The organism is Achromobacter deleyi (assembly GCF_902859705.1).
Classification (GTDB): domain Bacteria; phylum Pseudomonadota; class Gammaproteobacteria; order Burkholderiales; family Burkholderiaceae_B; genus Achromobacter; species Achromobacter deleyi.
The window spans coordinates 39,728-63,741 of the sequence record NZ_CADIJO010000027.1 but is presented as its reverse complement, the minus strand read 5'-3'; the positions used below and the strand labels follow the sequence as shown (position 1 = coordinate 63,741).

General features: G+C 68.9%; 25 protein-coding genes. 6 read left to right on the top strand and 19 right to left on the bottom strand.

The genetic code is table 11. From position 1 onward, the window contains the following. Window positions 1-9: 9 nt before the first annotated feature. From HV798_RS26805 to queE, 8 genes are all read right to left on the bottom strand, one after another. Complete coding sequence (locus HV798_RS26805; protein WP_175216591.1) at window positions 10-843, bottom strand: hypothetical protein; 834 nt, start codon at window positions 841-843, stop codon at window positions 10-12. A gap of 214 nt (window positions 844-1,057) precedes the next feature. Further along, entirely contained in the window at window positions 1,058-2,479 is a 1,422-nt protein-coding gene (locus tag HV798_RS26800) for an efflux transporter outer membrane subunit (RefSeq protein WP_025140454.1), read from the bottom strand. A 59-nt stretch (window positions 2,480-2,538) separates the two neighbouring features. Beyond that, window positions 2,539-3,459, bottom strand: a complete 921-nt coding sequence (locus tag HV798_RS26795; RefSeq protein WP_175195180.1) for an efflux RND transporter periplasmic adaptor subunit — start codon at window positions 3,457-3,459, stop codon at window positions 2,539-2,541. A 2-nt stretch (window positions 3,460-3,461) separates the two neighbouring features. Continuing rightward, the gene (locus HV798_RS26790; protein WP_025140452.1) at window positions 3,462-3,674 is read right to left on the bottom strand and encodes a DUF1656 domain-containing protein; all 213 of its coding nucleotides are present in this window, start codon (window positions 3,672-3,674) and stop codon (window positions 3,462-3,464) included. Then, entirely contained in the window at window positions 3,671-5,722 is a 2,052-nt protein-coding gene (locus tag HV798_RS26785) for an FUSC family protein (protein WP_175195182.1), read from the bottom strand. The genes HV798_RS26790 and HV798_RS26785 overlap by 4 nt, the downstream gene beginning before the upstream one ends. Next, window positions 5,719-6,192: a MarR family winged helix-turn-helix transcriptional regulator gene (locus tag HV798_RS26780; protein ID WP_025140450.1), complete on the bottom strand. Its 474-nt coding sequence runs from the start codon at window positions 6,190-6,192 to the stop codon at window positions 5,719-5,721. The genes HV798_RS26785 and HV798_RS26780 overlap by 4 nt, the downstream gene beginning before the upstream one ends. A 184-nt stretch (window positions 6,193-6,376) precedes the next feature. Continuing rightward, on the bottom strand, window positions 6,377-6,820 hold the full coding sequence (gene queD, locus HV798_RS26775; protein WP_175195184.1) for a 6-carboxytetrahydropterin synthase QueD: 444 nt from the start codon (window positions 6,818-6,820) through the stop codon (window positions 6,377-6,379). Then, complete coding sequence (gene queE, locus HV798_RS26770; protein WP_175195186.1) at window positions 6,817-7,449, bottom strand: 7-carboxy-7-deazaguanine synthase; 633 nt, start codon at window positions 7,447-7,449, stop codon at window positions 6,817-6,819. The genes queD and queE overlap by 4 nt, the downstream gene beginning before the upstream one ends. Window positions 7,450-8,067: 618 nt before the next feature. On the opposite strand from queE, the gene arfB reads away from it, so the two are divergent. The 3 genes from arfB (at window position 8,068) to HV798_RS26755 (ending at window position 10,024) form a co-directional block, all read left to right on the top strand. After that, complete coding sequence (gene arfB, locus HV798_RS26765; RefSeq protein WP_025140447.1) at window positions 8,068-8,484, top strand: alternative ribosome rescue aminoacyl-tRNA hydrolase ArfB; 417 nt, start codon at window positions 8,068-8,070, stop codon at window positions 8,482-8,484. A 95-nt stretch (window positions 8,485-8,579) separates the two neighbouring features. Then, window positions 8,580-8,921 (top strand): ArsR/SmtB family transcription factor, encoded by a 342-nt coding sequence (locus HV798_RS26760; protein ID WP_025140446.1) that lies wholly within the window; start codon window positions 8,580-8,582, stop codon window positions 8,919-8,921. A 47-nt stretch (window positions 8,922-8,968) separates the two neighbouring features. After that, window positions 8,969-10,024 carry an alkene reductase gene (locus HV798_RS26755; protein ID WP_175195188.1) on the top strand — a complete coding sequence of 352 codons (1,056 nt, stop codon included), beginning with the start codon at window positions 8,969-8,971 and terminating at the stop codon, window positions 10,022-10,024. A 3-nt stretch (window positions 10,025-10,027) separates the two neighbouring features. On the opposite strand, the gene HV798_RS26750 is transcribed toward HV798_RS26755, so the two are convergent. Continuing rightward, window positions 10,028-10,879 (bottom strand): CPBP family intramembrane glutamic endopeptidase, encoded by an 852-nt coding sequence (locus tag HV798_RS26750; protein ID WP_175195190.1) that lies wholly within the window; start codon window positions 10,877-10,879, stop codon window positions 10,028-10,030. A gap of 134 nt (window positions 10,880-11,013) precedes the next feature. On the opposite strand from HV798_RS26750, the gene HV798_RS26745 reads away from it, so the two are divergent. Beyond that, entirely contained in the window at window positions 11,014-11,388 is a 375-nt protein-coding gene (locus HV798_RS26745; protein WP_025140443.1) for an MAPEG family protein, read from the top strand. A gap of 4 nt (window positions 11,389-11,392) precedes the next feature. Beyond that, the gene (locus HV798_RS26740; RefSeq protein WP_175195192.1) at window positions 11,393-12,388 is read left to right on the top strand and encodes a glycerophosphodiester phosphodiesterase family protein; all 996 of its coding nucleotides are present in this window, start codon (window positions 11,393-11,395) and stop codon (window positions 12,386-12,388) included. Window positions 12,389-12,406: 18 nt separating this feature from the next. On the opposite strand, the gene HV798_RS26735 is transcribed toward HV798_RS26740, so the two are convergent. The 10 genes from HV798_RS26735 to HV798_RS26690 form a co-directional block, all read right to left on the bottom strand. Beyond that, entirely contained in the window at window positions 12,407-12,841 is a 435-nt protein-coding gene (locus HV798_RS26735) for a carboxypeptidase-like regulatory domain-containing protein (RefSeq protein WP_025140441.1), read from the bottom strand. Window positions 12,842-12,957: 116 nt separating this feature from the next. Further along, entirely contained in the window at window positions 12,958-13,752 is a 795-nt protein-coding gene (locus HV798_RS26730) for an NRDE family protein (protein WP_175195194.1), read from the bottom strand. A 3-nt stretch (window positions 13,753-13,755) separates the two neighbouring features. Continuing rightward, on the bottom strand, window positions 13,756-15,696 hold the full coding sequence (locus HV798_RS26725) for an FUSC family protein (RefSeq protein ID WP_175195196.1): 1,941 nt from the start codon (window positions 15,694-15,696) through the stop codon (window positions 13,756-13,758). A gap of 73 nt (window positions 15,697-15,769) precedes the next feature. After that, on the bottom strand, window positions 15,770-16,252 hold the full coding sequence (locus HV798_RS26720; RefSeq protein WP_175195198.1) for a YbaK/prolyl-tRNA synthetase associated domain-containing protein: 483 nt from the start codon (window positions 16,250-16,252) through the stop codon (window positions 15,770-15,772). A 296-nt stretch (window positions 16,253-16,548) separates the two neighbouring features. Next, the gene (locus HV798_RS31885) at window positions 16,549-17,268 is read right to left on the bottom strand and encodes a response regulator transcription factor (RefSeq protein ID WP_175195200.1); all 720 of its coding nucleotides are present in this window, start codon (window positions 17,266-17,268) and stop codon (window positions 16,549-16,551) included. Window positions 17,269-17,411: 143 nt separating this feature from the next. Then, a complete protein-coding gene (locus tag HV798_RS26710) occupies window positions 17,412-18,896 on the bottom strand; it encodes an efflux transporter outer membrane subunit (protein WP_175195202.1) in 1,485 nt (494 codons plus the stop codon). Between the two features lie 8 nt (window positions 18,897-18,904). Further along, window positions 18,905-20,050: an ABC transporter permease gene (locus HV798_RS26705; RefSeq protein WP_175195204.1), complete on the bottom strand. Its 1,146-nt coding sequence runs from the start codon at window positions 20,048-20,050 to the stop codon at window positions 18,905-18,907. Beyond that, window positions 20,047-21,009, bottom strand: a complete 963-nt coding sequence (locus HV798_RS26700; RefSeq protein WP_025136351.1) for an ABC transporter ATP-binding protein — start codon at window positions 21,007-21,009, stop codon at window positions 20,047-20,049. The genes HV798_RS26705 and HV798_RS26700 overlap by 4 nt, the downstream gene beginning before the upstream one ends. Next, on the bottom strand, window positions 21,006-21,977 hold the full coding sequence (locus tag HV798_RS26695) for an HlyD family secretion protein (RefSeq protein ID WP_025136352.1): 972 nt from the start codon (window positions 21,975-21,977) through the stop codon (window positions 21,006-21,008). Before HV798_RS26695 ends, HV798_RS26700 begins: the two co-directional genes overlap by 4 nt. A gap of 2 nt (window positions 21,978-21,979) precedes the next feature. Continuing rightward, complete coding sequence (locus HV798_RS26690; protein ID WP_175195206.1) at window positions 21,980-22,804, bottom strand: TetR/AcrR family transcriptional regulator; 825 nt, start codon at window positions 22,802-22,804, stop codon at window positions 21,980-21,982. Between the two features lie 172 nt (window positions 22,805-22,976). Here HV798_RS26690 and HV798_RS26685 point away from each other — a divergent pair, with 172 nt between their 5' ends. After that, window positions 22,977-24,014, top strand: coding sequence for an NADP-dependent oxidoreductase (locus HV798_RS26685; protein WP_175195208.1), 1,038 nt, complete (start codon window positions 22,977-22,979; stop codon window positions 24,012-24,014).

Genomic DNA, 24,014 nt, shown 5'->3' with positions numbered 1-24,014 from the left:
GGTTGCTCCCTAGTGGATTGCGCGCCCTGTCAGCAGGGCGTCGATAAAGGTTTTCAGGGCCATGCCGGGGCGGCAGCCCAGGTCGCGGGCGCGGGCGTTGGCCGACGACACCACGCCGTCTTCGAAGCACGATCGGGCATCGCCGATGCGGGCGCTGTGGGCCGATACCGTCAGTGCCGCAATGCCGCGCTGCTGCAGCAAGGGCAGGCGGCCGATGCCGGCGCTGTCCTTGCCGATGCCGGCATCGTTGAAAGTCACCAGCCGCGGTTCGGCGCGCACGCCGTCGGTGGCCAGGCCCGCCAGCCGTTCGCCATGCGAGGCAGTGACGGCGATCAGGCCGTCGTCCGCGGGGCTCAGCAGCGAGACCGAATCGGCGCCGATGACGCGCGCTGCGCCATCGGCGCCGGTGGCCAGGATGCGGCGCGCTTCTTTTTGCGGCGCGGGGTGGGTGGGGGCCAGGTCGGCGTGGGCCAGCCGGGCAGCCGCCTGTGCGGCCGCCATGCCGGGCCGGCAGCCCAGCGCATAGGCCAGGTCGTTGACGTGGCTGATGATGCCGTGGCGCGCCATGTCGGCGCCGTCGCCGATGCGGCAGCTGCGGTAGTCGGCCGTGGCGGCGGCCACGCCCCATTGCTGCAGGTCGTGCAGGCCGGCAATGCCGGCTTGTTCGCAGCCCACGCCCGCATCGTTCAGCACCACCGCGCGGACCCGGCCGCGGGCCGCGCAATACGCGGCGTAGCGGCCGCCGTGCGAACCGGCGATCACCACGCGGCCGGCGTCCTCGGGCGCCAGCTTGGTGATGCTGTCCAGGACGCGGGCTTCCCGGGCTTCAGTCTCGTATTCCATATTATGGATTTTTATCCCGGCGCCCTGAGCGGCGCAGGCGCGGCGCTCAAGGGCTGGGTTGTCTCCGTGCAGATATCAATGATGTTCTGCAGGCGATTCTACGAGCGTGCGTTTCCCTGGAGCAATGATGTCTCCATATTATGGAAATCAATTTCTGGGAGGCGCCCGAACGGGCAAGGAACAGGCGGGCCGAGCGGCCCGCCCGCAGCGACGCTTACTTCTCCCAGCCGCCGCCCAGCGCCAGGAACACGGCGATCTGGTCGTTGCTGAGTTCGGCCTGGCTGGCGGCCAGCGCGCTTTCGTTGGTGGCCAGCGTGCGTTCGGCATCCAGCACGGTCAGGTAGTCGGTCTTGCCGTACTGGAACAGCTGGCGCGCCTGCGAGGCGGCCACGGCGGCCTGATCGCGCGCGGCCTGCAGCGAGGCATCGCGGTCCAGCTGGCGCGCATAGACCACCAGCGCGCTTTCGGTTTCGCGCAGGGCGTTGAGCACCGACGCGTCAAAGCGCGCGACGGCGGCGCGGGTGTTGGCTTCGGCTTCGGCAATGCGGGCCTGTACCGCGCCGGTGTTGGGCAACGTCCAGGAAATCAGCGGACCGACGCTCCAGCTGAAGGTGCCGCGGTCGCCGAACATGGCGGCGGGGCCGCCCGACGCGCCGGACAAGCCCAGCGTGATCTTGGGGTACAGGTCGGCCGTGGCCACGCCGATGCGCGCGGTGGCGGCGGCCAGGCTGCGTTCGGCCTGGCGAATATCGGGGCGGCGGCGCAGCAATTGCGCGCCATCGCCCACGGGAATGGTCTGCGCCAGTTTGGGCGCGGCGGCGCATTGCAGCAGCGACGCGGGAATCTCGGCCGGCGTCTTGCCGGTCAGGGCTGCCAGCCGGTACAGCGCGGTGCGCTGCTGGGCCTGGAAGGGCGGCAGGTTGGCTTGCAGCTGTTCGAGCTGGCTGCGCGCGCGGGTGACGTCCAGCGCGGTGCCGCGGCCGGCGCGTTGCAGGCGCGACACGGCGTCCAGCGATTCCTGCTGCACCTTCACGGAATGCTGCGCCGAAGCCAGCTGCATGCCGGCCGCGCACAGGTTGGCGTAGGCCCGCGCGGTTTCGGCGGCAACGGTGACGCGGGTGGCGTCGTAGGCGGCCTGGGCCGATTCGGCGTCGGCGCTGGACGCTTCGACGGCGCGGCGGATCTGGCCAAACAGGTCCAGCTGGTACGACATGCTGGCGCCGGCCGAATACGACCAGCGGTTGGGCGGATCGATGCCGGGCGCCAGTTCCTGGATGCCGGACACGTGGCCGAAGGTGGGCGAGGCATTCACGCCCAGGCTGGGCTGCTGCTGCGCCTGGGTTTCGCGCAGGGCGGCCTGGGCGCGTTCGAGGTTGGCGCTGGCCACGCGCAGATCGGTGTTGGCCGCCAACGCCTGTTCGACCAGTCCGTCCAGCGTCGGGTCGTTGTACAGGCGCCACCAGTGGCCGGGCACCTCGTTCTGCTGGAACACGCCTTCCTGCGCTTCGGCGAACGGCACCTGGGCGCTTTGCCGCGTGGCGACCGACCCGGCGGGCACCTGGTAATCAGGGCCCACGGTGGTGCACCCGGCCAGCGCGGCGGCCAGCATCAGCGGCAGGAAGAATTTGGTGTTCATGGCAGTTACGGCTTGGCGTTGTCGACAGGTTGAAAGGGTTGAAGAAAGTGGCGCGGGGATCAGGACGGCTGCTTGGCCGCGGGCTCGGCCTGGCGCGGCGCGGCGGCGTCGCCCACAGCCACGGTGGCGGTCTGGCCGGCGACCAGGCGCACGCCTTCGGGCACGTCGTCGATCTTCACGCGTACCGGAATGCGCTGCGCCAGCCGCACCCAGTTGAAGGTCGGGTTGACGTTGGGCAGCAGGTTGGCGCTGGTGCTGCGGTCGCGGTCGGCGATGCCCAGGGCAATGCTTTCGACGTGGCCGCGGATCTGGCGGCTGTCGCCCATCAGCGTGACGGTCACGGGGTCGCCTTGGTGGATGCCGGGCAGCTTGGTTTCCTCGAAGTAGCCTTCGACGTAGAACGAGCTGGAATCGACCAGCGCCATCACGCCGCGGCCGGCGGTGGCGTACGACCCTGCGCGCAGGTCCAGGTTGGTGATGCGTCCGTCGGTCACGGCCAGCACGCGGCTGCGTTCGAGGTTCAGGCGCGCGGTGTTCAGCTGCACTTCGGCCTGGGCCAGCGCGGCCTCGGTCTGCTGCAGCTTGGTCTGGCTTTGTTCCAGCGCTTCGGCGGCCACCAGTTGGCCCAGCGAGCGATTGCGCTTGGCGTCGCGCATGGCTTGTTCGCGCGCCACCTGTTGCGAGTGCACGGACGCCTGCGCCTGGTCGAAGGCCAGCTGGAAGCGGGCGCGGTCGATCTCGAACAGCAGGTCGCCGGCCTTGACGTCCTGGTTGTCGTGCACGGGCACGGCGGTGACCAGGCCGGACACGTCCGGCGCTACCTGCACCACGTAGGCCTTGACGCGGCCGTCGCGGGTCCAGGGTTCGACTTCATAGTGCACCCAGAGCTGCCATCCGGCGGCCACGGCGGCCACCACGACGGCGGCGGTCAGCGCGAATTTGCCGATGGCGGCGGGGCGCAGGGCATTGGGGAGTTTCATACCTATCTCTGCAGAAAATAAGGGGAAATGAGGGATACGCCGTACAGCAGCACCACGAACAGCGCCAGGTCGAACAGCGCGGGGTGCCACACCAGGCGGTACAGCCCGGCGCGCGCCAGCACGCGGCGCACGGCCCAGGCCACGCCCAGAGTGACCACGCCCAGCACCAGCAGCCAGGGGAAGTAAATGCCGTAGAGGTTGAATTCGCCGATCATGGGGTTTCCAGCGTGGGATGGGCGGGTTGATAGTCGGCCGCGTCCGGGAAGAACGCGCGGCGCAGGCCCACCAGGGCCACCACGGCGCGGTCGCGGGCGGCGGTGCCGGCCGGCGTGGCCGAGACGCTGGCCAGCGCGCGGTCGATCTGCGCCAGCATGTCCGGCGTCTTTTCACCGGCGCGCCACGACGAGCGGGCGCGGAAGAACTGCGCCAGGCTGGCCAGCACCGGGGCGATGGTGGCGTCGGCCATGGGCAGGTGACGGCGGGCGTGCTGCAATTCGGTGATGTCGCGGCCCACGCGCAGGTCTTTCAGCGCGTCGGCGGCGACCAGGTCGTCGGGGCGCTTGGCCATGGCCAGGCGCGGCTGCAGCAGGCCGATGCGGTCCAGCATGCGGGCGGCGTAGGTGTGGCGCGCGGGGGCGCGCGGCGAACCTGCCAGCAGGGCCAGTTCTTTCCAGTTGGCGGCCTGGATGCGGCGGGCGCTCCAGTCGGCGCTGACGGTGCGGAAGATGGCGGCGATGATGGCGGCCGCGCCCACGCCCATGCACTGCGCCACCTGGGTGTCGATGAACGACACCAGGTCGGCGGTGTGGGTGTCTTGCAGCGCCATGGTGCCCAGAAACCCGAACAGCACGGCCATGGCCTTGCCGGTGGACGCGGGCCGCGCGATGAAGACGCCCAGCACGAAAGCGGTGGGCAGCATCGCCAGCGCGAGCATCTCGAACGAATGGATGGCGGGCATGATGCCCAGCAGGTACAGCGCCGACAGCGGAATCGAATACACCGTGTAGACCAGGAACTGCATGATGCCGGGCACGGGGTTGTCCTGCGAGGCGAAAAAGCAGCTGAAGATGGCGGCCATCATGGCGGCGGTGGCGCCGTTGCTCCAGGCCGTGCCGATCCAGAAGGCGCAGACGACCGAAATGGCTACGCCCGCCGCCAGGGCCGACAGCAGCGCCATGCCGTGGTCGCGGTGCAGCGTGCTGTTGTTGTTGGCGGCGCGTTCGGCGCGCGGCGCGCGCAGCGGGGCGCCGGCCAGTCCGGCGCGGATTTCCCGGCGCAGCGCCAGGCAGGCGTCGTAGGTGTCGATCAGTTCGCGCAGCCGCGCCATCAGGCTGGCCAGCAGCGCATCGCGCCAGCTTGAACGGCTGTCGATGTCGGGCGTCAGCTGGGTGACCGCGGCGCGCAGTTGCACGGCGGTTTCGTGGGTGGCCTTGGCGCCCGCATTGATCCATTCCGAGATATCGGCCAGCACTTGCGAGACCGGTTCGGGCAGCGGCTGGTCGTTGGCCTGCAAGGCCCGCATGCGGTCTTCGACGGCGGATACGGCGGGCGTCAGCGCGGAAATCTGGTCCTGCATGGCGCGCACCGCGCCGGCCGTCCAGCGCAGGTTGCTGGTGTCGAACGGCACGTGGGTGGACAACAGGCGCAGCTGGGTGATGTCGTTGGCCAGCACGCGGCGGTCGCGGTCTTTCTGTTCGGCATTCTGGCCGCTCAGGGTGTCGTGGATCCAGAGCTTGGCGTCGCGCACGGCCTTGTCCAGCTGCAGCGTCAGGGCGGGCGCCAGGCCGCGCGGCAGCACGATGCTGTGGATCAGCGTGGCGCAGACGATGCCCAGGCTGATTTCCTCGACCCGCGCCAGGGCGGTGTCGAACACCAGCGAGGGGTCGGACACGCTGGGAAAGCCGATCATGGCGGCGGTGTAGCCGGCCAGCATGAACAGGTATGAACGCGGCGTGCGGTCCAGCACCGACAGGTACAGGCAGGCGCCGACCCAGGCCACCATGGCGGCGGTCATGACGACGGGCGAATTCGACAGACGCGGCACCATGTAGACGGTCATGGCCGAGCCGCAGAAAGTGCCGACGAGGCGGTACAGGGCCTTGGAGCGCACGGCGCCGGACCAGGGCTGGGCCACGATGTAGGCGGTGGTCATGGCCCAGAACGGGCGGGGCAGACCGATGCTGTACGAGAGATACAGCGCCATGATGGCGCTGATGTAGCTCTTGAGCGAAAAGATGGTCTCGCGGACGTTCGGCAATTTCATGGACGCCGGTCCTCTTGCGCACCGGCCGTGCCGCGCCCCAGCGCATTCTTCAATGTGTCGAACACGCGCAGGCAGGCTTGCAGGTCGGCTTCGCTGACGCCGTCGAACAGGCGGCGGCGCAATTCCACCAGCACGTCTTCGACCTGTTTGCGCAGGGCGTTGCCGGCTTCGGTCAGGTGCAGGGTCTTGGCGCGGCGGTCGTGGGTGTCTTCGCGGCGTTCCATCAGGCCAGCGGCCACCAGTTGATCCAGCACGCGCACCAGCGACGGGCCTTCGACGCCCAGGGCTTCGGCCAGCGCGCCCTGGCGCACGCCGTCGCCCAGGCGGCCGGTCAGGATGACGGGCCAGGCCGTGGCTTGCGACAGGCCGTAGTCGGCCAGCGCCTTGTCTGCCGCGCCGCGATAAGCGCGCGACAGCACGATCAGGTTTGCGGTGGTAGCCATGAGTTGGGAGTCGGTGGGCGGGTTCATGAATTCGATTGTATCCTATCTATTAGCTTACTATTAATTGAAAATGGCGAATATCTCCATAGATTTTTCCAATCGGAAGAATAGGGGGCGGGCTTTCCGTGTATGGAAAGCCCGGGCGGTCTGGAAATGGAAAGGGCGGCCATATAGGCCGCCCGGGGATCAGGCCCGCTGCGCTACGCGGGCATCAGCCGTTGCAGTCGGCCCAGCAGTTGGGCGTTTCGTACAGGCGCACGCGGGTCAGGCGCAGGTCGGCGCCGTAGTGGCCGTGATAGTGCGGCGCGAGGGTGTCGAAGACGATGGCGGCCAGGTTCTCGGCGGTGGGAATGCGGTCCAGCACGACGGTCTTGTGGCCGGGCAGGGTATCGAGAAAGCTGCGCACGGCGGTGTCGCCTTCGTAGACGAGGAAGGCGTGGTCCCAGACGTCGACGATGTGGGTCTTGGCGATGTGCTTGATTTCGGAGAAGTCCATCAACATGCCGTTGTCGGATTCGCCGGGGGCCTGGACGATGTCGCCGGTCAGGGTGATTTCAAGCACGTAGCGATGGCCGTGCAGGTTGCGGCACTGGCTGCGGTGGTCGGGAATGCGGTGGCCGGCGTCGAATTCAAGCCTGCGGGTCACGGAAATCATGGAATGCCTATGTATTTATGGGTCTGCAGGCTGAGTCGCCATTGCGGGTGCTGCATGCAGTACTGAACGGCCTGTTCGGTGTTGGCCACGCGGGCGGGGCCGTCCATGGGCTGCAGGAAGAAGTGCTGGAAGTCGAGGTGTTCGAAGTTGGGCGGCAGGGCGTTGGGCTGGGGGTAGACCAGCTTGAGCTCGTTGCCGCGTTCGATGACGACGGGGGCGGTGCCTTTGGGGCTGACGCAGATCCAGTCGATGCCGGGGGGCGGCTTGACGGTGCCGTTGGTTTCGATGGCGACGGTGAAGCCTCGGGCATGGATGGCGTCGAGCAGGGGCGCATCCAATTGCAGCAGGGGTTCGCCGCCGGTGAAGACGACGTAGCGGTTGGCGGTTTCCGGGCCCCAGGCGTTGGCGATGGCGTCGGCGAGCAGGTCGGGGGTGGCGAATTTGCCGCCGCCGTGGCCGTCGGTGCCGATGAAGTCGGTGTCGCAGAAGTTGCAGGCGGCGCTGGCCCGGTCGCTTTCGCGGCCGGTCCAGAGGTTACAGCCCGCGAACCGGCAGAAGACCGCCGCACGGCCTGCGTGGGCGCCTTCGCCTTGCAGGGTTTTGAAGATTTCTTTGGCGGTGTAGGTCATGGACTTGCGGGGGGCTGGAATGGGGCAAAAGCGGGGTATTTTAGTCTTTCTGGGGGATGGGGGATTCTTGGCGGGGTTTGTTGTTCGGTTGGGGCGGTTTTGTTGCTTGCCGCTGATGTTGCTTCGTAGGTCGCCCGCGGGGCTGGGCCTTGTTGTGGCGAGCGCCCACGATTGCGGTCCGGAGCCTTCGCTCCGGACTGCCCCTTCGTCATCTTCGTCCGAGCCTTCGGCTCCTCCTTCAGATTCCCTCGGGCGCATCGAGGTTGCTCGCCACAACAAGGCCCAGCCCCGCGGGCTACGGGGTTCGAGAATTGGGGCGTTGCTAGGTCGGGGCTTGCCTAGAGGTTTGCGGGGCCCGCCGCTTTCGGCCGCGCGGGCGGCCTCATCGGCTTACGTGGTGTCTGACGTCGGCGGGGGTGCGCTGCGCGCTGGTGTAGGGCGTGCTGTCGTTGGGGGCGGTGACCATTCCGGCGTGGGGTGGGGCGGTGGCGGGCTTGCGCCCGCCCTTGAGGGCGAGTTGTGGCTTGCGGGATGGTGGAGGGCTTGGCTGGGGCTGGATTGTGTTGTGCCCTTGTGTTCCAGCGGGCTTGGTGGGGAAGGCTTATATACTCTCGCGCTATGTTTCATGTTCAAGATTCTCTCTATATTGACGAGCGCGAGCTCGAGTTCTCGATGATCCGGGCGCAGGGCGCGGGGGGGCAGAACGTCAATAAGGTTTCCAGTGCCGTGCATCTGCGGTTTGATGTGCGGGCGTCGTCGTTGCCGGACGAGATCAAGGATGCCTTGTGTGGGCTGAGTGATCATCGGATTTCGAAGGATGGCGTGATCGTCATCAAGTCGCAGTCGTTTCGCAGCCAGGAAAAGAACCGGGCCGAGGCGATCGAGCGGCTGGTGAATCTGGTGCGGGCGGCGGCTAAGGTCGAGAAGCCGCGGCGGGCGACGAAGCCGACGCGGGCTTCGCAACGGCGGCGGGTGCAGCGCAAGGTGCTGCATGGCGAGGTGAAGCGGTTGCGGGGGCGGGTGCAGGGCGAGTAGGCGGTTTTGGGGGTGGATAGCCCCTTGGCCTGTAGGGGCATGACTATATATCGAGATGTCTCGATATAAGATTCGATAAATTGCGATATTTGAATATGACGACCCTTCCTTCCACCGCTACGGCGGCCGCTCCGGTGATTGATGCCGACGCCATTCTCAAGGCGTTGGCCAATCCGGTGCGCCGCGAGATTCTGGCGTGGTTGAAGACGCCGGAAGCGCACTTCGAGGAACGGCCGGGGCATACCTTTGAAAACGGGGTGTGCGCGGGCCATATCGATGGGCGCTGCGGGCTGTCGCAGTCCACGGTGTCTTCACACCTGGCGGTGCTGCAGCGCGCGGGGCTGATTACGCCCACGAAGGTGGGGCAGTGGGTGTTCTTTCGTCGCAATGAAGCCGTGATTGCCGCGTTTTTGCAGCAATTGAACCAAGATATGTAGCCTGCCGCCGCTACCCAGCGCCCGAGCCCCGGGCAAGGATTGTTTGTATGAGCCAGTTGTTTGAACCCCTGCGCGTGGGCGATCTGACCCTGCCGAACCGCATCATCATGGCCCCGTTGACCCGCCAGCGGGCCAGCGAAGGCCGGGTGCCCAATGAACTGATGGCCGAGTATTACGTCCAGCGCGCCGGCGCCGGGCTGATCCTGACCGAGGCGACCTCGGTGACGCCGCAGGGCGTGGGCTATGCCGATACGCCGGGGCTGTGGTCGCAAGACCAGGTCAAGGGCTGGCGCAAGGTGACGGACGCGGTGCATGCCGCCGGCGGCCGTATTTTTGCGCAGCTGTGGCACGTGGGCCGGATTTCCGATCCGGTGTTCCTGAACGGTGAACTGCCGGTGGCGCCCAGCGCGATTGCGGCGGACGGGCACGTGAGCCTGGTGCGACCGAAGCGCGGCTATGTGGTGCCGCGCGCGCTGGAAACGGATGAAATGCCGGGCGTGGTCGAGGCCTACCGCCGTGGCGCGCTGCTGGCCAAGGAAGCGGGTTTCGATGGCGTGGAAGTGCACGGCGCCAATGGCTATCTGCTGGACCAGTTCCTGCAGGACAGCACCAATCACCGCACGGATGGCTACGGCGGTTCGCTGGAAGGCCGCGCCCGCCTGATGCTGGAAGTGATCGACGCGTGCGTGAGCGTGTGGGGCGCGGGCCGGGTTGGCCTGCACCTGTCGCCGCGCGGCGATTCGCACACGATGGGCGATTCGGATCCGCTGACGACGTTCAGCTATGTGGCGCGTGCGGCGCGCCGCCGTAGCCTGGCGTTCCTGTGCGTGCGCGAGCACGAGGGCGCGGACAGCATCGGCCCGCAACTGCGCGAAGCGTTCGGCGGCGTGTACATCGGCAACGAAGGCTACACGCGTGAATCGGCCGAAGCCGCCATCGAAGCAGGCCGCGTGGATGCGGTGGCGTTTGGCGTGCAGTACATCGCCAACCCGGATCTGGCGCAGCGTTTCGCCAAGAACGCGCCGTTGAACGCGCCGGACTCGTCGACGTTCTATTCGGCGGGCGCCGCCGGCTATACCGACTATCCGGCCCTGGCGGCCTGAATCTCAATGCAGGGCCGCGCGCATCGGGTAGGTGAACAGCCCGTAGTGCGCGGCGTTCAGGCCCAGGTGGGCCAGCACGGCGGCGGCCAGGCCGCCATAGCGATAGGCCACGCCGTAGCCGACGCCGGCAATGCCTGCCAGCAGCATCCACTGCCAGCCGCCGGCGTAGTGCGCCAGGCCGAAGAGCAGCGCGGCGACCGCTAGCGCGGCCGTCGCGCCCCAGCGCTGGCCGCGCCAGCAGTGCGCCAGGCGCTGCTGCACGTAGCCGCGAAACAGCGCTTCTTCAGCCAGGGTCACCAGCAAGGCGTTGTTGACCAGCCAAAGCCAGCCGGACGCCGGCCATTTCGGCGCCCATCCCACCACACCCAGCAACAAGGCCAGCCCCAGGCAGGCTGCGATGGCGGCGGCGCAGGCGGCCAGCGCAGCGCCGACCGTGGCGCGCGCGTTGGCGCCGGCCATGACGGGTGCGGCGGCCAGGATGACCCAGAATGCGACCAGCGGCTTGTCCAGGTTCAGGTACATGCCGAAGGGCACGGCGTCGGGCGTCAGCGCGGTGCGCGGGATGACCAGCGGGTTGTGAAAGCCCGGCAACCAATGCAGGAACAGCAGCACGGCCAGCGCCAGGAACAGGGTGTGGCCGGCAGCGCGCAGGGCGGGCGGCGAGGCAGGGCGGACCAGCATGGCGGCCATGAACAGCAGCGCGGGCCAGGCCAGGGCCAGCGGCTCGATGCCGCCTTCGGTCCAGGCCCAGGCGTAGGCCGCGGTCAGCGGCAGCAGCGACCAACGGCGGGTGGCCGGCAGCCACAACAGGGCGGCGGCCAGGAACAAGAGCGAACCGGGAGAGGCGAGCGGCATGAATCTTCCTGCGATGAAACGGCAGCCAGTGTAAGCGCCTCGGGCTTTTCATTTCCGCGCTTTCAGGCGACCATGCCGCAGCGGCGGCAAGGGCCGGCCGCGAATCGGCGGGCCTGCCCGCACAAGGAGCAACAATGAAAATGATCGCCTGGTTGATGTTGGCGGCAGCAATCCTGCCGTTCGTGTCGACGATCGTGGCCAAGGCCGGCGGCAAGAAGTTCGACAACAACGATCCGCGCGCCTGGCTGGCCCGCCAGGAAGGCTGGCGCGCCCGCGCCAATGCGGCGCAGATCAACACCTTCGAAGCGCTGCCGTTCTTTTTCGGCGCGGTGCTGTTCGCGCTGTACACCCAGGCGCCGCCCGCGCACGTGGCCACGCTGATGGCGTGCTGGCTGGGCGTGCGGTTGGGCTATCTGGCGATGTACCTGGCCGGCTGGGGCGCGCTGCGTTCGCTGGTGTGGGCGATCAGCATGGGCTTTACGATCGCCATTCTGTTCTCGGGCGTGTAGCCGCGTGCGCAAACGGCGTATCGCGGCGGGCGTGGCCGTCGTGGCGGTGGCGCTGCTGTATGTGGGCAATGCCGACTGGACGACGTCCGAGCCGGGCGCGCTGCCGACGCTGCTGGCGCACCGCGGCATCGCGCAGCGCTACGATACCGCCGGCATGCAGCCCGATACCTGCACGGCCACGCGGATCGTGCCGCCCGTCCACGGCTACCTGGAAAACACGATCGCGTCGATGCGCGCCAGTATCCAGGCCGGCGCCGACATCGTCGAAATCGACGTGCATCCGACCACCGATGGCCAGTTCGCCGTGTTCCATGACTGGACGCTGGACTGCCGCACCGACGGCCAGGGCGTGACGCGTGACCATTCCATGGCCCAGCTCAAGGCGCTGGATATCGGCTATGGCTATACGGCGGACGGCGGCAAGACGTTTCCGTTCCGCGGCCTTGGGGTGGGGCTGATGCCGACGCTGGACGAGGTGCTGGCTGCTTTTCCGCGCCAGCGTTTCCTGGTCAACATCAAGAGCCGTGATCCGGCCGAGGGCGAGGCCCTGGCCCGCGTGTTCAATGCCATGACGCCCGAGCGGCGGCGCGACTTCATGGCCTATGGCGGCGACGAGCCGATGGCGCGCCTGCGCCAGTTGGCGCCGGAGGTGCCGACCTTGACCCGGTCCGGCCTGAAATCCTGCCTGCTGCGCTACGTGGCGCTGGGCTGGTCGGGGCATGCGCCGCAGGCCTGCCGCGGCATGCTGGTGATGGTGCCGATCAATGTCGCGCCGTGGCTGTGGGGCTGGCCGGGGCGATTCCAGGCGCGCCTGCGCGATGTGGGCAGCGTCCCGTTCCTGATCGGACCCTATCACGGCGAAGGCTTTTCAACCGGCATCGATACGCCGGACGACATGCGCCGCGTGCCCGCCGGCTATACCGGCGGGATCTGGACCAACGAAATCGAAGCGGCGGCGCATGCCTTCAAGGGCCGCAGCCCCTCGGCGTCGTTTCCCTGAAGGCCACGAGGCGCTGCGTCACTTCCATTCGAACACGGCGCGCGCCGTGCCGCTGTTCTGCACGGTCACTTCGCGATCTTGCGCCTTGCCGTTGAAGGTGGCGGACACCTTGTAGCTGCCGGCCGGCAGTTTCACCAGCATGTACGGGCCTTCGGATTCGGCTTTCAGCACCTGCTTGCCATGGGCGTCCTGGATGCTGACGGCGACGTTGGCCACGTAGTCGGCCTTGCCGTCGCGCTGGGCGGCGAAGGTCAGGGCCAGCGGGTAGTCCTTGGCGGCGGCCTTGAGGGCTTCGGATTCGTCCAGGCCGATGCCGCCGCTGACGTACTGCACGCTGCCCTGGTGCTTGACGGCGGGCAGGGCCGCCTGGGCGGTAGTCAGGATGCCGGCGACGGCCAGGCTGCCCAGGGCCATCACGGCGGCCACGGTGCAGCGTTCGATGCGCTTGTTCATAAGGGTCTCCTTACGGATTGATCACGCGGATTGATCACGCGACAGAAATTCGACCGTCTTGCGCGCCGCGAGTTCGCCGCGGATGCAAACGGATGCCCGTGGATGGTTTCCGAGGCTCATTTCAGGATATCGCTTGCCGCGCCGTCGCGCCAGGCAAAGGCCAGGGCGCTTTCGCCGTTGGCCGAGCCGTCGGGGGCGAAGCGCCTTTCGGTCAGCTCGGCCGCGCCGCCGTCGTGCAGCGCCAGCACGGTGGAACTGCGGGTGCCATAGTTTGGGCTGATGATGAACGGGCTGCTCAATAGTCTTTCACGATCCAGCGGCAGGCCGGTGGCGGGCAGGTCGGCATCGTCGGCGGGCTGGCGGTCGGCCAGGGCGGCGAACAGCGCCGGCAGGTCGGGCTGGGGATCGTGCTGCAGCACCCGTTCAAAGGCCGCCCGGGTGCGCGCCAGCTTGGGCCAGGGCGTGTCCAGCAGGTGGTTGGACAGCGCGTAGACGCCGGGCGCCAATGCGCGCGGCGCGCCGTCGCGGTTGCTGGCGTACCAGGCGCCGCGGGCGTCGCCCACGATCAGGTTGAAGCCGTTGTAGGCCTGGCCGGCGGCGTGGACCGCGGCAAGGTACCCGGCGGGCGTGGCCGTGCCGCGCAGGAAGTCTTCGACCAGCGCGCCGCGCGAGGGCGCGTCGGCGATCTGCCGGCCGGGCTCGCGAAAGTTGGTGACCAGGGCATAGCGGCCGCCCGTGGTCGCGCCCATCCAGGTGCCGCCGGCCAGGCCGTCGCGGCCGCCATAGACGTTGGGCGCGTCCGGCCATTGCGCCGCGGGCAGCGTGGGCCGGGCGTGGAATTCGTCGCGGTTGGCGGCGATCAGGACGGGGATGCCCGGCACGGCGTGCAGGGCCAGGACGGCGAGACACATGGTTCAGACCTGGTGGACGTTCGATGAGGAAGGGGCGGGCTTGCCTGGCGTGGCCGCGAATTCCGGGCCGGCCAGCGTGGCGCGCAAGGACTCGATGGCGGCGGCCGCTTCGTGCAGCGCAGGCACGGGCGCGTCGATGACGTCAGCGGCCACGGGGCCGCCCTGCGCCACGGCCTCGGCCATGGCATGCAAGGCGCCGGCCAGTTGCGCCAGTTCGGCGGGCGTGGGCGGCGTCTGGTCGGCGGGCAGCGACCAGGCGGTGTCCGATATGGCGTTGGCCACGCGTTCCAGCGCCACTTCCACCGGCCACCACGCCAATGCCCGGCGGCTGACCAGGCGAGGTTCGGACAGGCCGCGTTGCAGCGCGATGCGCAGGTCCGACAGCCGAGCGTAGGCTTGTGCGCGCAGGTCGTGGCGGGTGGCGCCATCGGCCTGGAATACGGTGTTGAGATAGGCGGCCAGCGTATCGATGGCGGTGGCCACGGCCTGGTCCAGGTTGTGGCGTTCAAGGCGCATCCAGGGCAGGTAGCCCACCGCCAGCACGATGCCGGCGGCCACGGCCACATCCACTAGCCGCGCCAGCGCGATGGGCCAGCTGCCCGGCTGCAGGGCGCCGATCAGCAGCATCAGGATGGGCAGCAGGATGGCCGAGAACAGGCCGTAGTTGCGGCGGATCGACCAGGGCAAAAGCGCCGCCAGCGCCACCACGGTGACCAGGCTGGCGATGCCGCTGCGGTCCAGCGCCAGCACGGTGGCGCTGATGGCCACGCCCACCACGCTGCCGGCGCAGCTTTGCAGCGCGCGGGCAAAGACTGAACCGAAGTTGGGCTTGAACACCACCACGACGATCAGCGGCACCCAGTAGGAACGCGGCAGCGCGAAGGCGTGGGCGACGACTTCGGCGGCGATCAGGCATAGCCCCAATCGCACCAGGTAGCGCACCGTGGTCGGACCGGGCCGGTAGGTGCGCGCCAGCACGCGCCACGGGGTGCGCGGCCGCGCGGGCGGCAGGGCGGGAAAGGCGTCGGGCTGGGCGGGGCCGCTGCCGTCCAGCAGCGGCTGCACGCGCGCCAGCGCATCGGCCAGGGCATCCAGCCCCGCGCTGCGCAAGGTGGCGATGTCGTCGGCGGGCGCGGGCGGGGCGTCGTTTTCGACGCGGTCGGCCAGGTGGTTCATGACGCGGGCGCCTTCGTGCGGCAGCACCCGTCCGGCGCGGGCCAGCGCCAACGCGGCGTCGGACAGCGGCGTACAGGCTTGCAGTTGCGCGGCCAGCCGGGCCAGCCGGGGCGACGGGCCGGCGGCGCGGCGGCGGGCGGCCAGCACGGTGTCGTAGGCGGTGGTCAGCGCGGCTTCCATGTCGCGCCGCGCCGCCATGATGCGCGAGGTGCCGATGGCCGCGAACATGGCCGCCAGCTTGCGATAGGCGGTGGCGACGGCGGCGCGTTCCGGCGCGATGGGGTTGACGACCCAGCCCAGCAGCGTGAGTGCCAGGCCGAACAGGCCGCCGGCCCCCACCAGCACCGACGGCAGCCAGGGCGGCAAGGTCGAGGTGAGGCTGGTGCCGACGATGACGTAGGTGGCGAATTGCAGCGTGGCGACGGCGGCGATGTTGTTGAAGGTGCCGACGAGGCTGGCAATGAGCACCAGCACGGTCATGCCGGCGGCGCTCCAGAGGCCGTGGCCGGACAGGAGGTTGCCCAGGAAGTAGCCCAGCGCGCCGCCGAAGACGGTGGACCCGATGGACAGGGCGCGGTTGCGGTAGGGGCCGCCGTTGTCGCCGGTGATGGCGGGCAAGGCGCCCAGCGCGACCAGGGCGGCGGCCGCGCTTTGGTCCAGGACCAGGCCGACGGCGGTGGGCAGGCCGATGGCCAGGGCGGCGCGCAGGGCGACCCAGCGGCTGACGGGCGACGGCTCCATGTGCGCCAGGCTCATGAGCCAGCGCATGTTGGAAGCGCGTGCGCGCGGTGGGTGGGTCGGGCGGGACAAGGCGGCCTCGGGGCGCGGGTTCGTGGGGGGTCTAGCCTTTGATGAGCGGGGCTTCTTGCGGCGAGGCGAGCCGGAAGTAGTCTTCGGTGCGCATCAGGATCGACGCATCTAGCCGCCCGGCGTTGAAGACGATTTCATCGTGGCGTTGGCGCAGGGTGGGGTCGACCATGAGGTGCAGGTCGGGGTTGAAGCTGAAGGGCGGGATGGCGCCGATTTCGCAGCCGGTGAGTTCGCGGGCAAGGTCCTGGGAGGCCAGCGAGGCTTTCTTGCCGCCGGCGGCGCGGGCGATGGCTTCCAGGTCGGCCTGCTGGTCGGCGGGGAAGACGGCGAGGACGTTCTTGCGTTGGTTGGACGAGATCTTGACACGGCAGACCAGTGCCTTGGCGCCTTGGCTGACGGCAGTGCCGCGGACGGCGGCGACTTCTACCGAGCGGCCGGCAGCGGGGTGGGAGATCAGGCGGAAGGTAGCTTGGTGTTGGGTCAGCAGTGCTTGTAGGCGGGTGTAGACGTCCATGGTTGATGTCTGTTTGGGGGTGTTTGGGGAGCTATGGGGATGATACGCCGGGTGGGGGCTTGGGCGGTTGGGGTGGGCTTCGTAGGTCGCCCTGGGGGCTGGGCCTTGTTGTGGCGAGCGCCCACGATTGCGGTCCGGAGCCTTCGCTCCGGACTTCCCCCTCGTCATCTTCGTCCGCCTTCGGCTCCCTTCAGATTCCCTCGGGCGCATCGAGGTTGCTCGCCACAACAAGGCCCAGCCCCCAGGGCTGCGGGTGGCGAGGGTTGGGGCGTTGTTGCGCTTGGAGGGGGGGTGGGTTAGATGTCGCCTGTGAAGGCGTAGCCCCAGCCCCAGACGGTTCTTATCGGGAGTTCCATGTTGGTTTCCTGGGCTTTTCTTCTCAGGCGGCTTACGACGACGTCGGTGCGGCGTACGGATTCGCGGCCGGCTTGGGGGTCGCCGGGGGGGAGGTCGCCGCGGGGCAGGCGTTTGTCGGGGCTGGTGGTGAGTTTGAGGAGGAAGTCACGTTCGGCTTGGGTCAGGGCCAGGCGGGCGCCGCGGGGGCTGACCAGGGTCCAGGCGGCGTCCTGGAATTGCCATTTGCCGTTGCCGTCGGCGGGGGCAGAGTGGGTGGGGCGGGGGTCGGAGTCGTGGGGGCGGCGGCCGGTGATGGGGACGCGGCGGACCAGGGCTTGCAGGGCGGCGGCGATTTCGGCGGTGGCGACGTCGGGTTGGAAGCAGGCGTCGGCGCCGCAGTGCAGGCCCAGGATGCGGTTTTCGGGGGAATCGAAGGTGGAGACGGCGACGATGCCGGCGGTGGTATCCATGGCGCGCAGACCTGCGACGGCCATGCAAAGGTCGGTGAGTTCGGCTTCCATGACCAGCAGCGGGGTGCGGCGGGCCTGGAACAGGCGGAACAGGCCGTTGGAATCTTCGCAGCAGCGGGGCGAGAAGCCCATGCCGGCCAGGGCGTCGCTACGGCGGGTACGTTGGCGGGAATCAGGCGAGAAGACGATGAGGTCTAGTAGGTCATTCATGAATCGTTGTCGAGATCTGTGCAGCTTCAGCGCATGCATGATGCATCGGATACAACGGATTCCTAAACGTCGCTCAACACCACTTTCTGACCCGAATTCTCGGACATGGCCTCGCAAGGCCTGATTTGGCGCGGGTTTGCGGGCTATTGCGAAGATTTTGCGGCGGCCTGGGCGGGGGGCGTTTCGTTCCACCAGCCACCACCCAGCGCTTGCAGCAAGGCGGCGGTGTCGGCGTAGCGCGCAGCGTCGGCGGCGCTGCGCGACAGTTGGGTCTGCAGCAGCTGGCGCTGGCTGTCGAGCAGGCTCAGGTGGCTGATGCCGCCGGCCTGGTAGCGGCCCTGGGCGATGCGGTCGGCATCCGCCGCGCGGCGCCAGGCGGCGTCGTAGGCGTCGTAGGCGTGCGCATCGGTCTGCACGGCGCGCAGCGCGTCGGCGACCTGGCGGAACCCGTCCAGCACGGTCTGGCGGTAGGCGGCCTGGGCGGCGTCGTAGGCGGCTTGCGCCGAACGCGTGCGGGCGCGCAGTTCACCGCCACGAAACAGCGGTTGCACCACGCCCAGCCCCAGGTTCCATACGTTGACGCCATCGGTGATATCGCCGGCCCGCGTGCGTTGCGACCCGAAGCTGGCGGTCAGGGTGAACCGGGGATACTGGTTGGCCGTGGCCACGCCGACGTCGGCCGAGGCCTGGTGCAGCAAGGCCTCGGCGGCCAGGATGTCGGGCCGCTGGCGAGTCAGCGCCGATGGCACGCCGGCGGGAATCTCGGCGGGCAGCGTCAGGTCGGCCAGGCGTAGCGGCGGGGCCTGCCAATCCGCGGGCAGTTGGCCCAGGTAGGTGGCCAACTGGTGGGTGGCCTGGGCCAGCTGGTATTGCAGCGGCGGCAAAGTGGCCTGGGTCTGGGCCAGCAGCAGTTCCTGGTTGCGCAGATCGGCCTCGGCGATGCCGCCCGCGGCCAGGCGCTGGCGCATGATGTCCTGCTGGCGTTGCTGCGCGGCCAGCAGCTCGCGCGTGACGGCGATGCGCTCGGCCAGGTCGGCCTGGCGGATGGCGGTGGTAACGACGTTGGCGGCCAGCGTCATGCGGGCCGCCTGCCATTCGTGCGACTGGTAGTCCACCTGGGCGGCCAGGCCTTCCAGCGCGCGGCGGTTGCCGCCAAAGACGTCCAGCGTGTAGGACACGTCAATGGACGCGTTGTACAGCGTGAACGGGGCCGGCTGTTCGGTCACGGGCACGCCATAGGCCGACGGGTCGACCTTCTGGCGGGTGGCGGACAGGTTGGCATCCACGGCGGGCAGCAGGCGGCCGCCGGTCTCGGCGCTCAGGTCTTCGCCGGCCTGGCGCAGGCGGGCGCGGGCCTGGTCCAGCGTGGGGCTGGCGTCCAGCGCCTGGCGCACCAGCGCGTCCAGCGCGGGCGATTGAAACAGCTGCCACCACTGCGCGGGAATGTCGGCGGCGGTGATGCGCGGCTGCGCGCCAGTGTCGGCGTCTTGCGGCGCGGCGTAGGCTGACACGGCAGGCGCGGCGGGGCGGCTGAAATCGGGGCCGACGGCGCAGCCGGGCAGCAGGGCGCAGGCGGCCAGCGCCGCGGCGCGGCGGGCGAGGGGCAGGCGAGGGCGGGGGCAGGACATGGCGGCCTTCAATCCAGGGTGCGGCGGTAGAACTTCACGGCGGCGGTCATGACGATGACGGTGAACAGCAGCATGGGCCAGATGGTGGGCCAAAGGTCCCACCAGCCGTTGCCCTTGAGCAGGATGCCGCGGATCAGCCGGTTGAAGTGGGTCAGCGGCAGCAGGTTGCCCAGGTACTGCGCCCATTTGGGCATGCCCAGGAACGGGAACATGAAGCCGGACAGCAGCATGTTGGGCAGGAAATAGAACATCGTCAGCTGCATGGCCTGCAACTGGTTCTGCGCCAGCGACGACAGCGTGATGCCCACGGTCAGGTTGGCGGCCACGAAGATCAGCGCGCCCAGGTACACCGTCAACAGGCTGCCCAGGAACGGCACATGGAAGACGAAATACGCGGCCAGCAGGATGATGGTGGCCTGGATCAGGCCGATGGCGATGTACGGCACGATCTTGCCGGTCATGACTTCCAGCGGCCGCACCGGCATGGCCAGCAGGTTTTCCATGGTGCCGCGTTCCCGCTCGCGTGTCATGGCCAAGCCGGTCATCATCACCAATGTCATGGTCAGGATCACGCCCATCAGGCCGGGCACGGTGTTGTATTGCGAGATCTGCTCTTCGTTGTAGAGCTGGTGCACCCGCACGTCGAACGGCGGCTGGCCGCCCGCCAGGTGCGCCAGCGGACCGGTCAGGTCCTTTTGCGCCACGGCCTGCGCCAGCTGGTTGGCCGAGCCGATCGCCAGGCCGGTCGCCATGGGGTCGGTGGCGTCGGCCTCGATCAGCAGCGCCGGGCGCTCGCCGCGCAAGAGCTTGCGGGTGAAGTCGGGCGGAATGGTCACCACGAACAGCACGCGGCCTTGCGCCAGCGCTGCGCGGCCGGCTTCTTCGTCGGCCAGTTCTTCCACGATGTTGAAGTAGTCCGACGACTTCATCGCCGCCACGAAACTGCGGGTGAACGGGCTGTGGTCCGCCACGATGACGGCGGTGGGCAACTGCTTGGGGTTGGTGTTGATGGCGTAGCCGAACAGCGCCAGCTGCATGATGGGAATGCCCACGATCATGCCGAAGGTGATGCGGTCGCGCCGCAATTGCAGGAATTCCTTGAGCACCATGCTCCACCAGCGCGACCACGAGAAACCCTCCAGGTGACGTCTCATGCCGGGCTCGCGAAGTTGTCGGAAGAACGATTCATCAGGTAGATGAAGACGTCTTCCAGGCTGGTGTCGATGCGTTCCAGCCGCAGGTCCTGGCCGGCCACGGCGTCGTTCAGCGTGCGTTCGAGCTGCGCCGCGTCGCGCCCGCTGATGTGCAGCGCCGACCCGAAGGCCACCGTCTGGTCCACGCCCGGCGCACCGCGCAACTGCTGCGCCAGCGGCACCAGGTTGTGGCCGTGGATGGCCCAGGTGGTCAGGTGCTGCTCGGCAATGACCTCGTCGGCCGTGCCCTGGGTCAGCAGCTTGCCGTAGGAAATGTAGGCCAGCTTGTGGCAGCGTTCGGCTTCGTCCATGTAGTGGGTGCTGACCAGCACCGAGATGCCGCGCGCGGCCAGCTCGTGCAGCTGTTCCCAGAAGTCGCGCCGCGCGGTCGGGTCCACGCCCGCGGTGGGTTCGTCCAGCAGCAACAGGCGCGGCTGGTGCAGCAGGCAGGCGGCCAGCGCCAGCCGCTGTTTCCAGCCGCCCGACAGCGACCCCGTCAGTTGCCCGGCGCGGCTTTGCAGCCCCAGGTCTTGCAGCGCGCGGTCGACGGTTTCGCGGCGCTGGGGCATGCCGTACATGCGGGCCACGAAATCCAGGTTCTCGCGGATGGTCAGGTCGTCCCAGTAAGAGAACTTCTGGGTCATGTAGCCGACCTGGCGCTTGATCTGCGCGCTGTCCTTGATGATGTCGTAGCCCAGGCAGGTGCCGCTGCCCGAATCCGGCGTCAACAGGCCGCACATCAGGCGGATGCTGGTGGTCTTGCCGCTGCCGTTGGGGCCCAGGAAGCCGAAGATCTCGCCTTCGCGCACTTGCAGCGACACGTCGTTGACCACGTGCTTGTCGCCGAAGTGCTTGTTCAGGCCATGCACGTCGATGACGTAGCCGCCCGGCGCCGTGGGCGATGCGGTGGGGCCGTTCATTGCAGTGCCGCCTCGACCGGCTGGCCGGGATGCAGCCGCGTGGCGGCGTCGGGCGCGGGGCGCGCCTCGACCATGTAGACCAGCTTGCCGCGGGTTTCGCGGCTGTAGATCACCGGCGGCGTGTATTCGGCCTGCGGCGAGATGTAGTCGATGCGTACCGGCACCGGGTCGCCGCAGCCATCGCAGCGCACGGTGGCGGCCTGGCCGGGTTTCAGCGCGCCGGCCACGGCCTCGGGCACGAAGAAACGCACCTTGATATTGCCCGGCGGCAACAGGCTGACGACCGGGCTGCCGGCCGGCACCCATTCCCCCACGCGGTACAGCGTGTCGAACACCAGTGCGGCGGTGGGGGCGGCCTGGCGCTTCTGGGCGAGCGTCCAGTCGGCCTGGGCCAGCGCGGCGCGGGCAGCCTCGACCTGGGCGGCCTGCGCCCGGCGTTGATCCTGGCGGCCGGGCAGGTTGGCCACGTCCAGCTGGGCGCGCAGTTCGCGCACGCGCGCCGCGTCCGACTGCGCCTGTTCACGGCTGTCGTCCAACTGCGCGCGGGCCACGCCGCCGATGCGGAACTGGGCGGTGTCGCGCGCCAGTTGCGCGGCCGATCGCCGGCTGGCGGCTTCGGCCTGGGCCAGCTGGGCGCGGTTGACGTCGACTTCGGCCGGGCGCTTGCCGGTGGCGATGTCTTCCAGCTGCGCATCGGCGGCGGCCAACTGCGCGCCAGCCTGGTCGCGGGCGGCGGTTTCGCGGGTGGCTTCCAGCGCGAACAGCGGCGCGGCGGCGGCCACCTGTTGGCCGCGTTGCACTGCCAGGCTGTCCAGCCGGCCGGCCTCGGACGAGGCGATGTACAGGTATTCGCCTTCGACATAGCCCTGGTAGACCGCGTCATTGCCCTTGCCGCAGGCGGCCAGCAGCAACAGGCAAAGGGCGGCGGCGGTGGGGCGCGCGAGGCGCAAGGCAGGGTCGGTGCGCATGATCAGCGTCCTGGGGCGGGCGTGGGGGGAAGCAGGGTGTCGGCCATGGCGTCGGGCGGCGCCAGGTCGGCGGAATCGGCGGGGGCGAAATGCCTGGCGTCGGCTGTGGTGTCGGCGTGGGCCATGTTGGCGGTGAGCGGCGTGATGGGCGTGAACAGCCCGCCCGTCAGCATGGCCACCGCGTGGGCCGCGATGGCCTCGTGGCCGATCGCCTGGGCGGTCGGGTCGTCCTGCCAGATGCGGCGCCACAGGCTGGATGTGGCCAGCGGCAGCAAGGTCAGCCCCAGGATCGACAGGAACACAAGCCGCGGCTCGACCCCCGGCGTGATGGCGCCAGCGCGCTGGCTGTCGGCGATCATGCCGGCAAACACCTGCAGGCGCTGCGACGGCAGGTGGCGCAGCACGCGTTCGCGCAGCTGGCCGCCTTCGTTGACCACCTCGTGCATCCACAACGCCGGCAGCCACGGCCGGTCGGCGGCGCAGCGCACCAGGCGCGAGACGATTTCGGTGATGACGGCGCGCGCGGTATCGGCCGGGCCGACCACGCGGCGGGCGGTTTGCGGCACCGGGCTCCAGACGAAGCTGATGACCGGCACCACGCGTTCCAGCACCACGGCATCGAGCAATTGGTCGCGGCTCTTGAAGTAGTAATGCAGCATGGCCGAGGTGACCCCGGCGCGCTCGGCGATGTGGGCGATGCGGGTAGCGGCCACCCCCTGGGCAGCGAACAGGTCGGTGGCAGTGTCCAGCAGCTGGTCGCGGACGGCGGCGTTGTCGGGGCGGGGCGGGCGGCCCGGACGGCGGGCGGGGGCAGGCGAAGTCGGCATGCGGCAGATTCTAATTAAATATTTAATTAATTAAAAGGGGGGAGTGCGGCAGGGTTGGCGGACAGGCCGGCCGGCAACGATGGTGTAATGCCCTGAAGGCTTGCCAGCGCGGTTCGTTTTGCCGCGTTTCCCAGGGCAGGCCATGATCCGGAACAGAAGGAGCCTGCACGCCATGCCGCAATCGTCCTCCCTCAACCGCCGCGTCGTCCTGGCCGCCCGCCCGCAGGGCGAGCCTGCCGACAGCGATTTCCGCCTGGAAACCGACGCGGTGCCTCAACCCGGTCCCGGCCAGCTGCTGCTGCGCACGGTCTACCTGTCGCTCGACCCCTATATGCGCGGCCGCATGAGCGATGCGCCGTCCTACGCCGAACCCGTGAAAGTCGGCCAGCCCATGGTGGGCGGCACGGTATCGCGGGTGGTGGCGTCCAACCACCCCGACTATCCGGTAGGCGAGTGGGTGCTGGGCCAATCAGGCTGGCAGGACTATGCCGTGTCCGACGGCGCCGGCCTGCTCAAGCTGGGCCAGTCGCCCGACCGGCCATCCTATTCGCTGGGCGTGCTGGGCATGCCGGGCTTTACTGGCTACATGGGCCTCTTGGATATCGGCCAGCCCAAGGCCGGCGAAACCGTGGTGGTGGCGGCGGCCAGCGGCGCGGTCGGCGCGGTGGTGGGCCAACTGGCCAAGATCCACGGCTGCCGCGCCGTGGGCATTGCCGGCGGCGCCGACAAGTGCCGCTATGTCGTCGACACGCTGGGCTTTGACGCCTGCATCGACCACAAGGCCCCCGACATGGCCGAACAGCTGGCGCGCGCCGTGCCGCAAGGCATCGACGTGTATTTCGAAAACGTCGGCGGCGCCGTGTTCGACGCCGTGCTGCCGCTGCTCAATCCGCGCGCCCGTGTGCCGGTGTGCGGCTTGATCTCGGCCTACAACGCGACGAGCCTGCCCGACGGCCCGGACCGCCTGCCGCTGCTGATGCGCACCATCCTCACCAAGCGCATCAAGATGCAGGGCTTCATCATCTTCAATGAATACGCGCACCGCTACGGCGAATTCCGCGAGGCCATGCAGGGCCTGCTGAAAGAAGGCCGCATCCAGTACCGGGAAGACGTGGTCGACGGCCTGGAAAATGCGCCGCGCGGCCTGATGGGCCTGCTCAAGGGCGAAAACGCGGGCAAGCGCATCGTGCGCGTCGGCCCCGATGCATAG

Coding starts and splice junctions, on each gene's coding strand:
- HV798_RS31885 (WP_175195200.1), bottom strand. CDS start 17,268: ATGAATGACCTACTAGACCTCATCGTCTTCTCGCCTGATTCCCGCCAA.
- HV798_RS26755 (WP_175195188.1), top strand. CDS start 8,969: ATGAGCCAGTTGTTTGAACCCCTGCGCGTGGGCGATCTGACCCTGCCG.
- HV798_RS26710 (WP_175195202.1), bottom strand. CDS start 18,896: ATGTCCTGCCCCCGCCCTCGCCTGCCCCTCGCCCGCCGCGCCGCGGCG.
- HV798_RS26790 (WP_025140452.1), bottom strand. CDS start 3,674: ATGATCGGCGAATTCAACCTCTACGGCATTTACTTCCCCTGGCTGCTG.
- HV798_RS26705 (WP_175195204.1), bottom strand. CDS start 20,050: ATGAGACGTCACCTGGAGGGTTTCTCGTGGTCGCGCTGGTGGAGCATG.
- arfB (WP_025140447.1), top strand. CDS start 8,068: ATGTTTCATGTTCAAGATTCTCTCTATATTGACGAGCGCGAGCTCGAG.
- HV798_RS26730 (WP_175195194.1), bottom strand. CDS start 13,752: ATGTGTCTCGCCGTCCTGGCCCTGCACGCCGTGCCGGGCATCCCCGTC.
- HV798_RS26695 (WP_025136352.1), bottom strand. CDS start 21,977: ATGCGCACCGACCCTGCCTTGCGCCTCGCGCGCCCCACCGCCGCCGCC.
- HV798_RS26700 (WP_025136351.1), bottom strand. CDS start 21,009: ATGAACGGCCCCACCGCATCGCCCACGGCGCCGGGCGGCTACGTCATC.
- HV798_RS26785 (WP_175195182.1), bottom strand. CDS start 5,722: ATGAAATTGCCGAACGTCCGCGAGACCATCTTTTCGCTCAAGAGCTAC.
- queD (WP_175195184.1), bottom strand. CDS start 6,820: ATGATTTCCGTGACCCGCAGGCTTGAATTCGACGCCGGCCACCGCATT.
- HV798_RS26750 (WP_175195190.1), bottom strand. CDS start 10,879: ATGCCGCTCGCCTCTCCCGGTTCGCTCTTGTTCCTGGCCGCCGCCCTG.
- HV798_RS26805 (WP_175216591.1), bottom strand. CDS start 843: ATGGAATACGAGACTGAAGCCCGGGAAGCCCGCGTCCTGGACAGCATC.
- HV798_RS26720 (WP_175195198.1), bottom strand. CDS start 16,252: ATGGACGTCTACACCCGCCTACAAGCACTGCTGACCCAACACCAAGCT.
- HV798_RS26685 (WP_175195208.1), top strand. CDS start 22,977: ATGCCGCAATCGTCCTCCCTCAACCGCCGCGTCGTCCTGGCCGCCCGC.
- HV798_RS26690 (WP_175195206.1), bottom strand. CDS start 22,804: ATGCCGACTTCGCCTGCCCCCGCCCGCCGTCCGGGCCGCCCGCCCCGC.
- HV798_RS26780 (WP_025140450.1), bottom strand. CDS start 6,192: ATGAACCCGCCCACCGACTCCCAACTCATGGCTACCACCGCAAACCTG.
- HV798_RS26800 (WP_025140454.1), bottom strand. CDS start 2,479: ATGAACACCAAATTCTTCCTGCCGCTGATGCTGGCCGCCGCGCTGGCC.
- HV798_RS26735 (WP_025140441.1), bottom strand. CDS start 12,841: ATGAACAAGCGCATCGAACGCTGCACCGTGGCCGCCGTGATGGCCCTG.
- queE (WP_175195186.1), bottom strand. CDS start 7,449: ATGACCTACACCGCCAAAGAAATCTTCAAAACCCTGCAAGGCGAAGGC.
- HV798_RS26745 (WP_025140443.1), top strand. CDS start 11,014: ATGAAAATGATCGCCTGGTTGATGTTGGCGGCAGCAATCCTGCCGTTC.
- HV798_RS26760 (WP_025140446.1), top strand. CDS start 8,580: ATGACGACCCTTCCTTCCACCGCTACGGCGGCCGCTCCGGTGATTGAT.
- HV798_RS26725 (WP_175195196.1), bottom strand. CDS start 15,696: ATGCGCTGGCTCATGAGCCTGGCGCACATGGAGCCGTCGCCCGTCAGC.
- HV798_RS26795 (WP_175195180.1), bottom strand. CDS start 3,459: ATGAAACTCCCCAATGCCCTGCGCCCCGCCGCCATCGGCAAATTCGCG.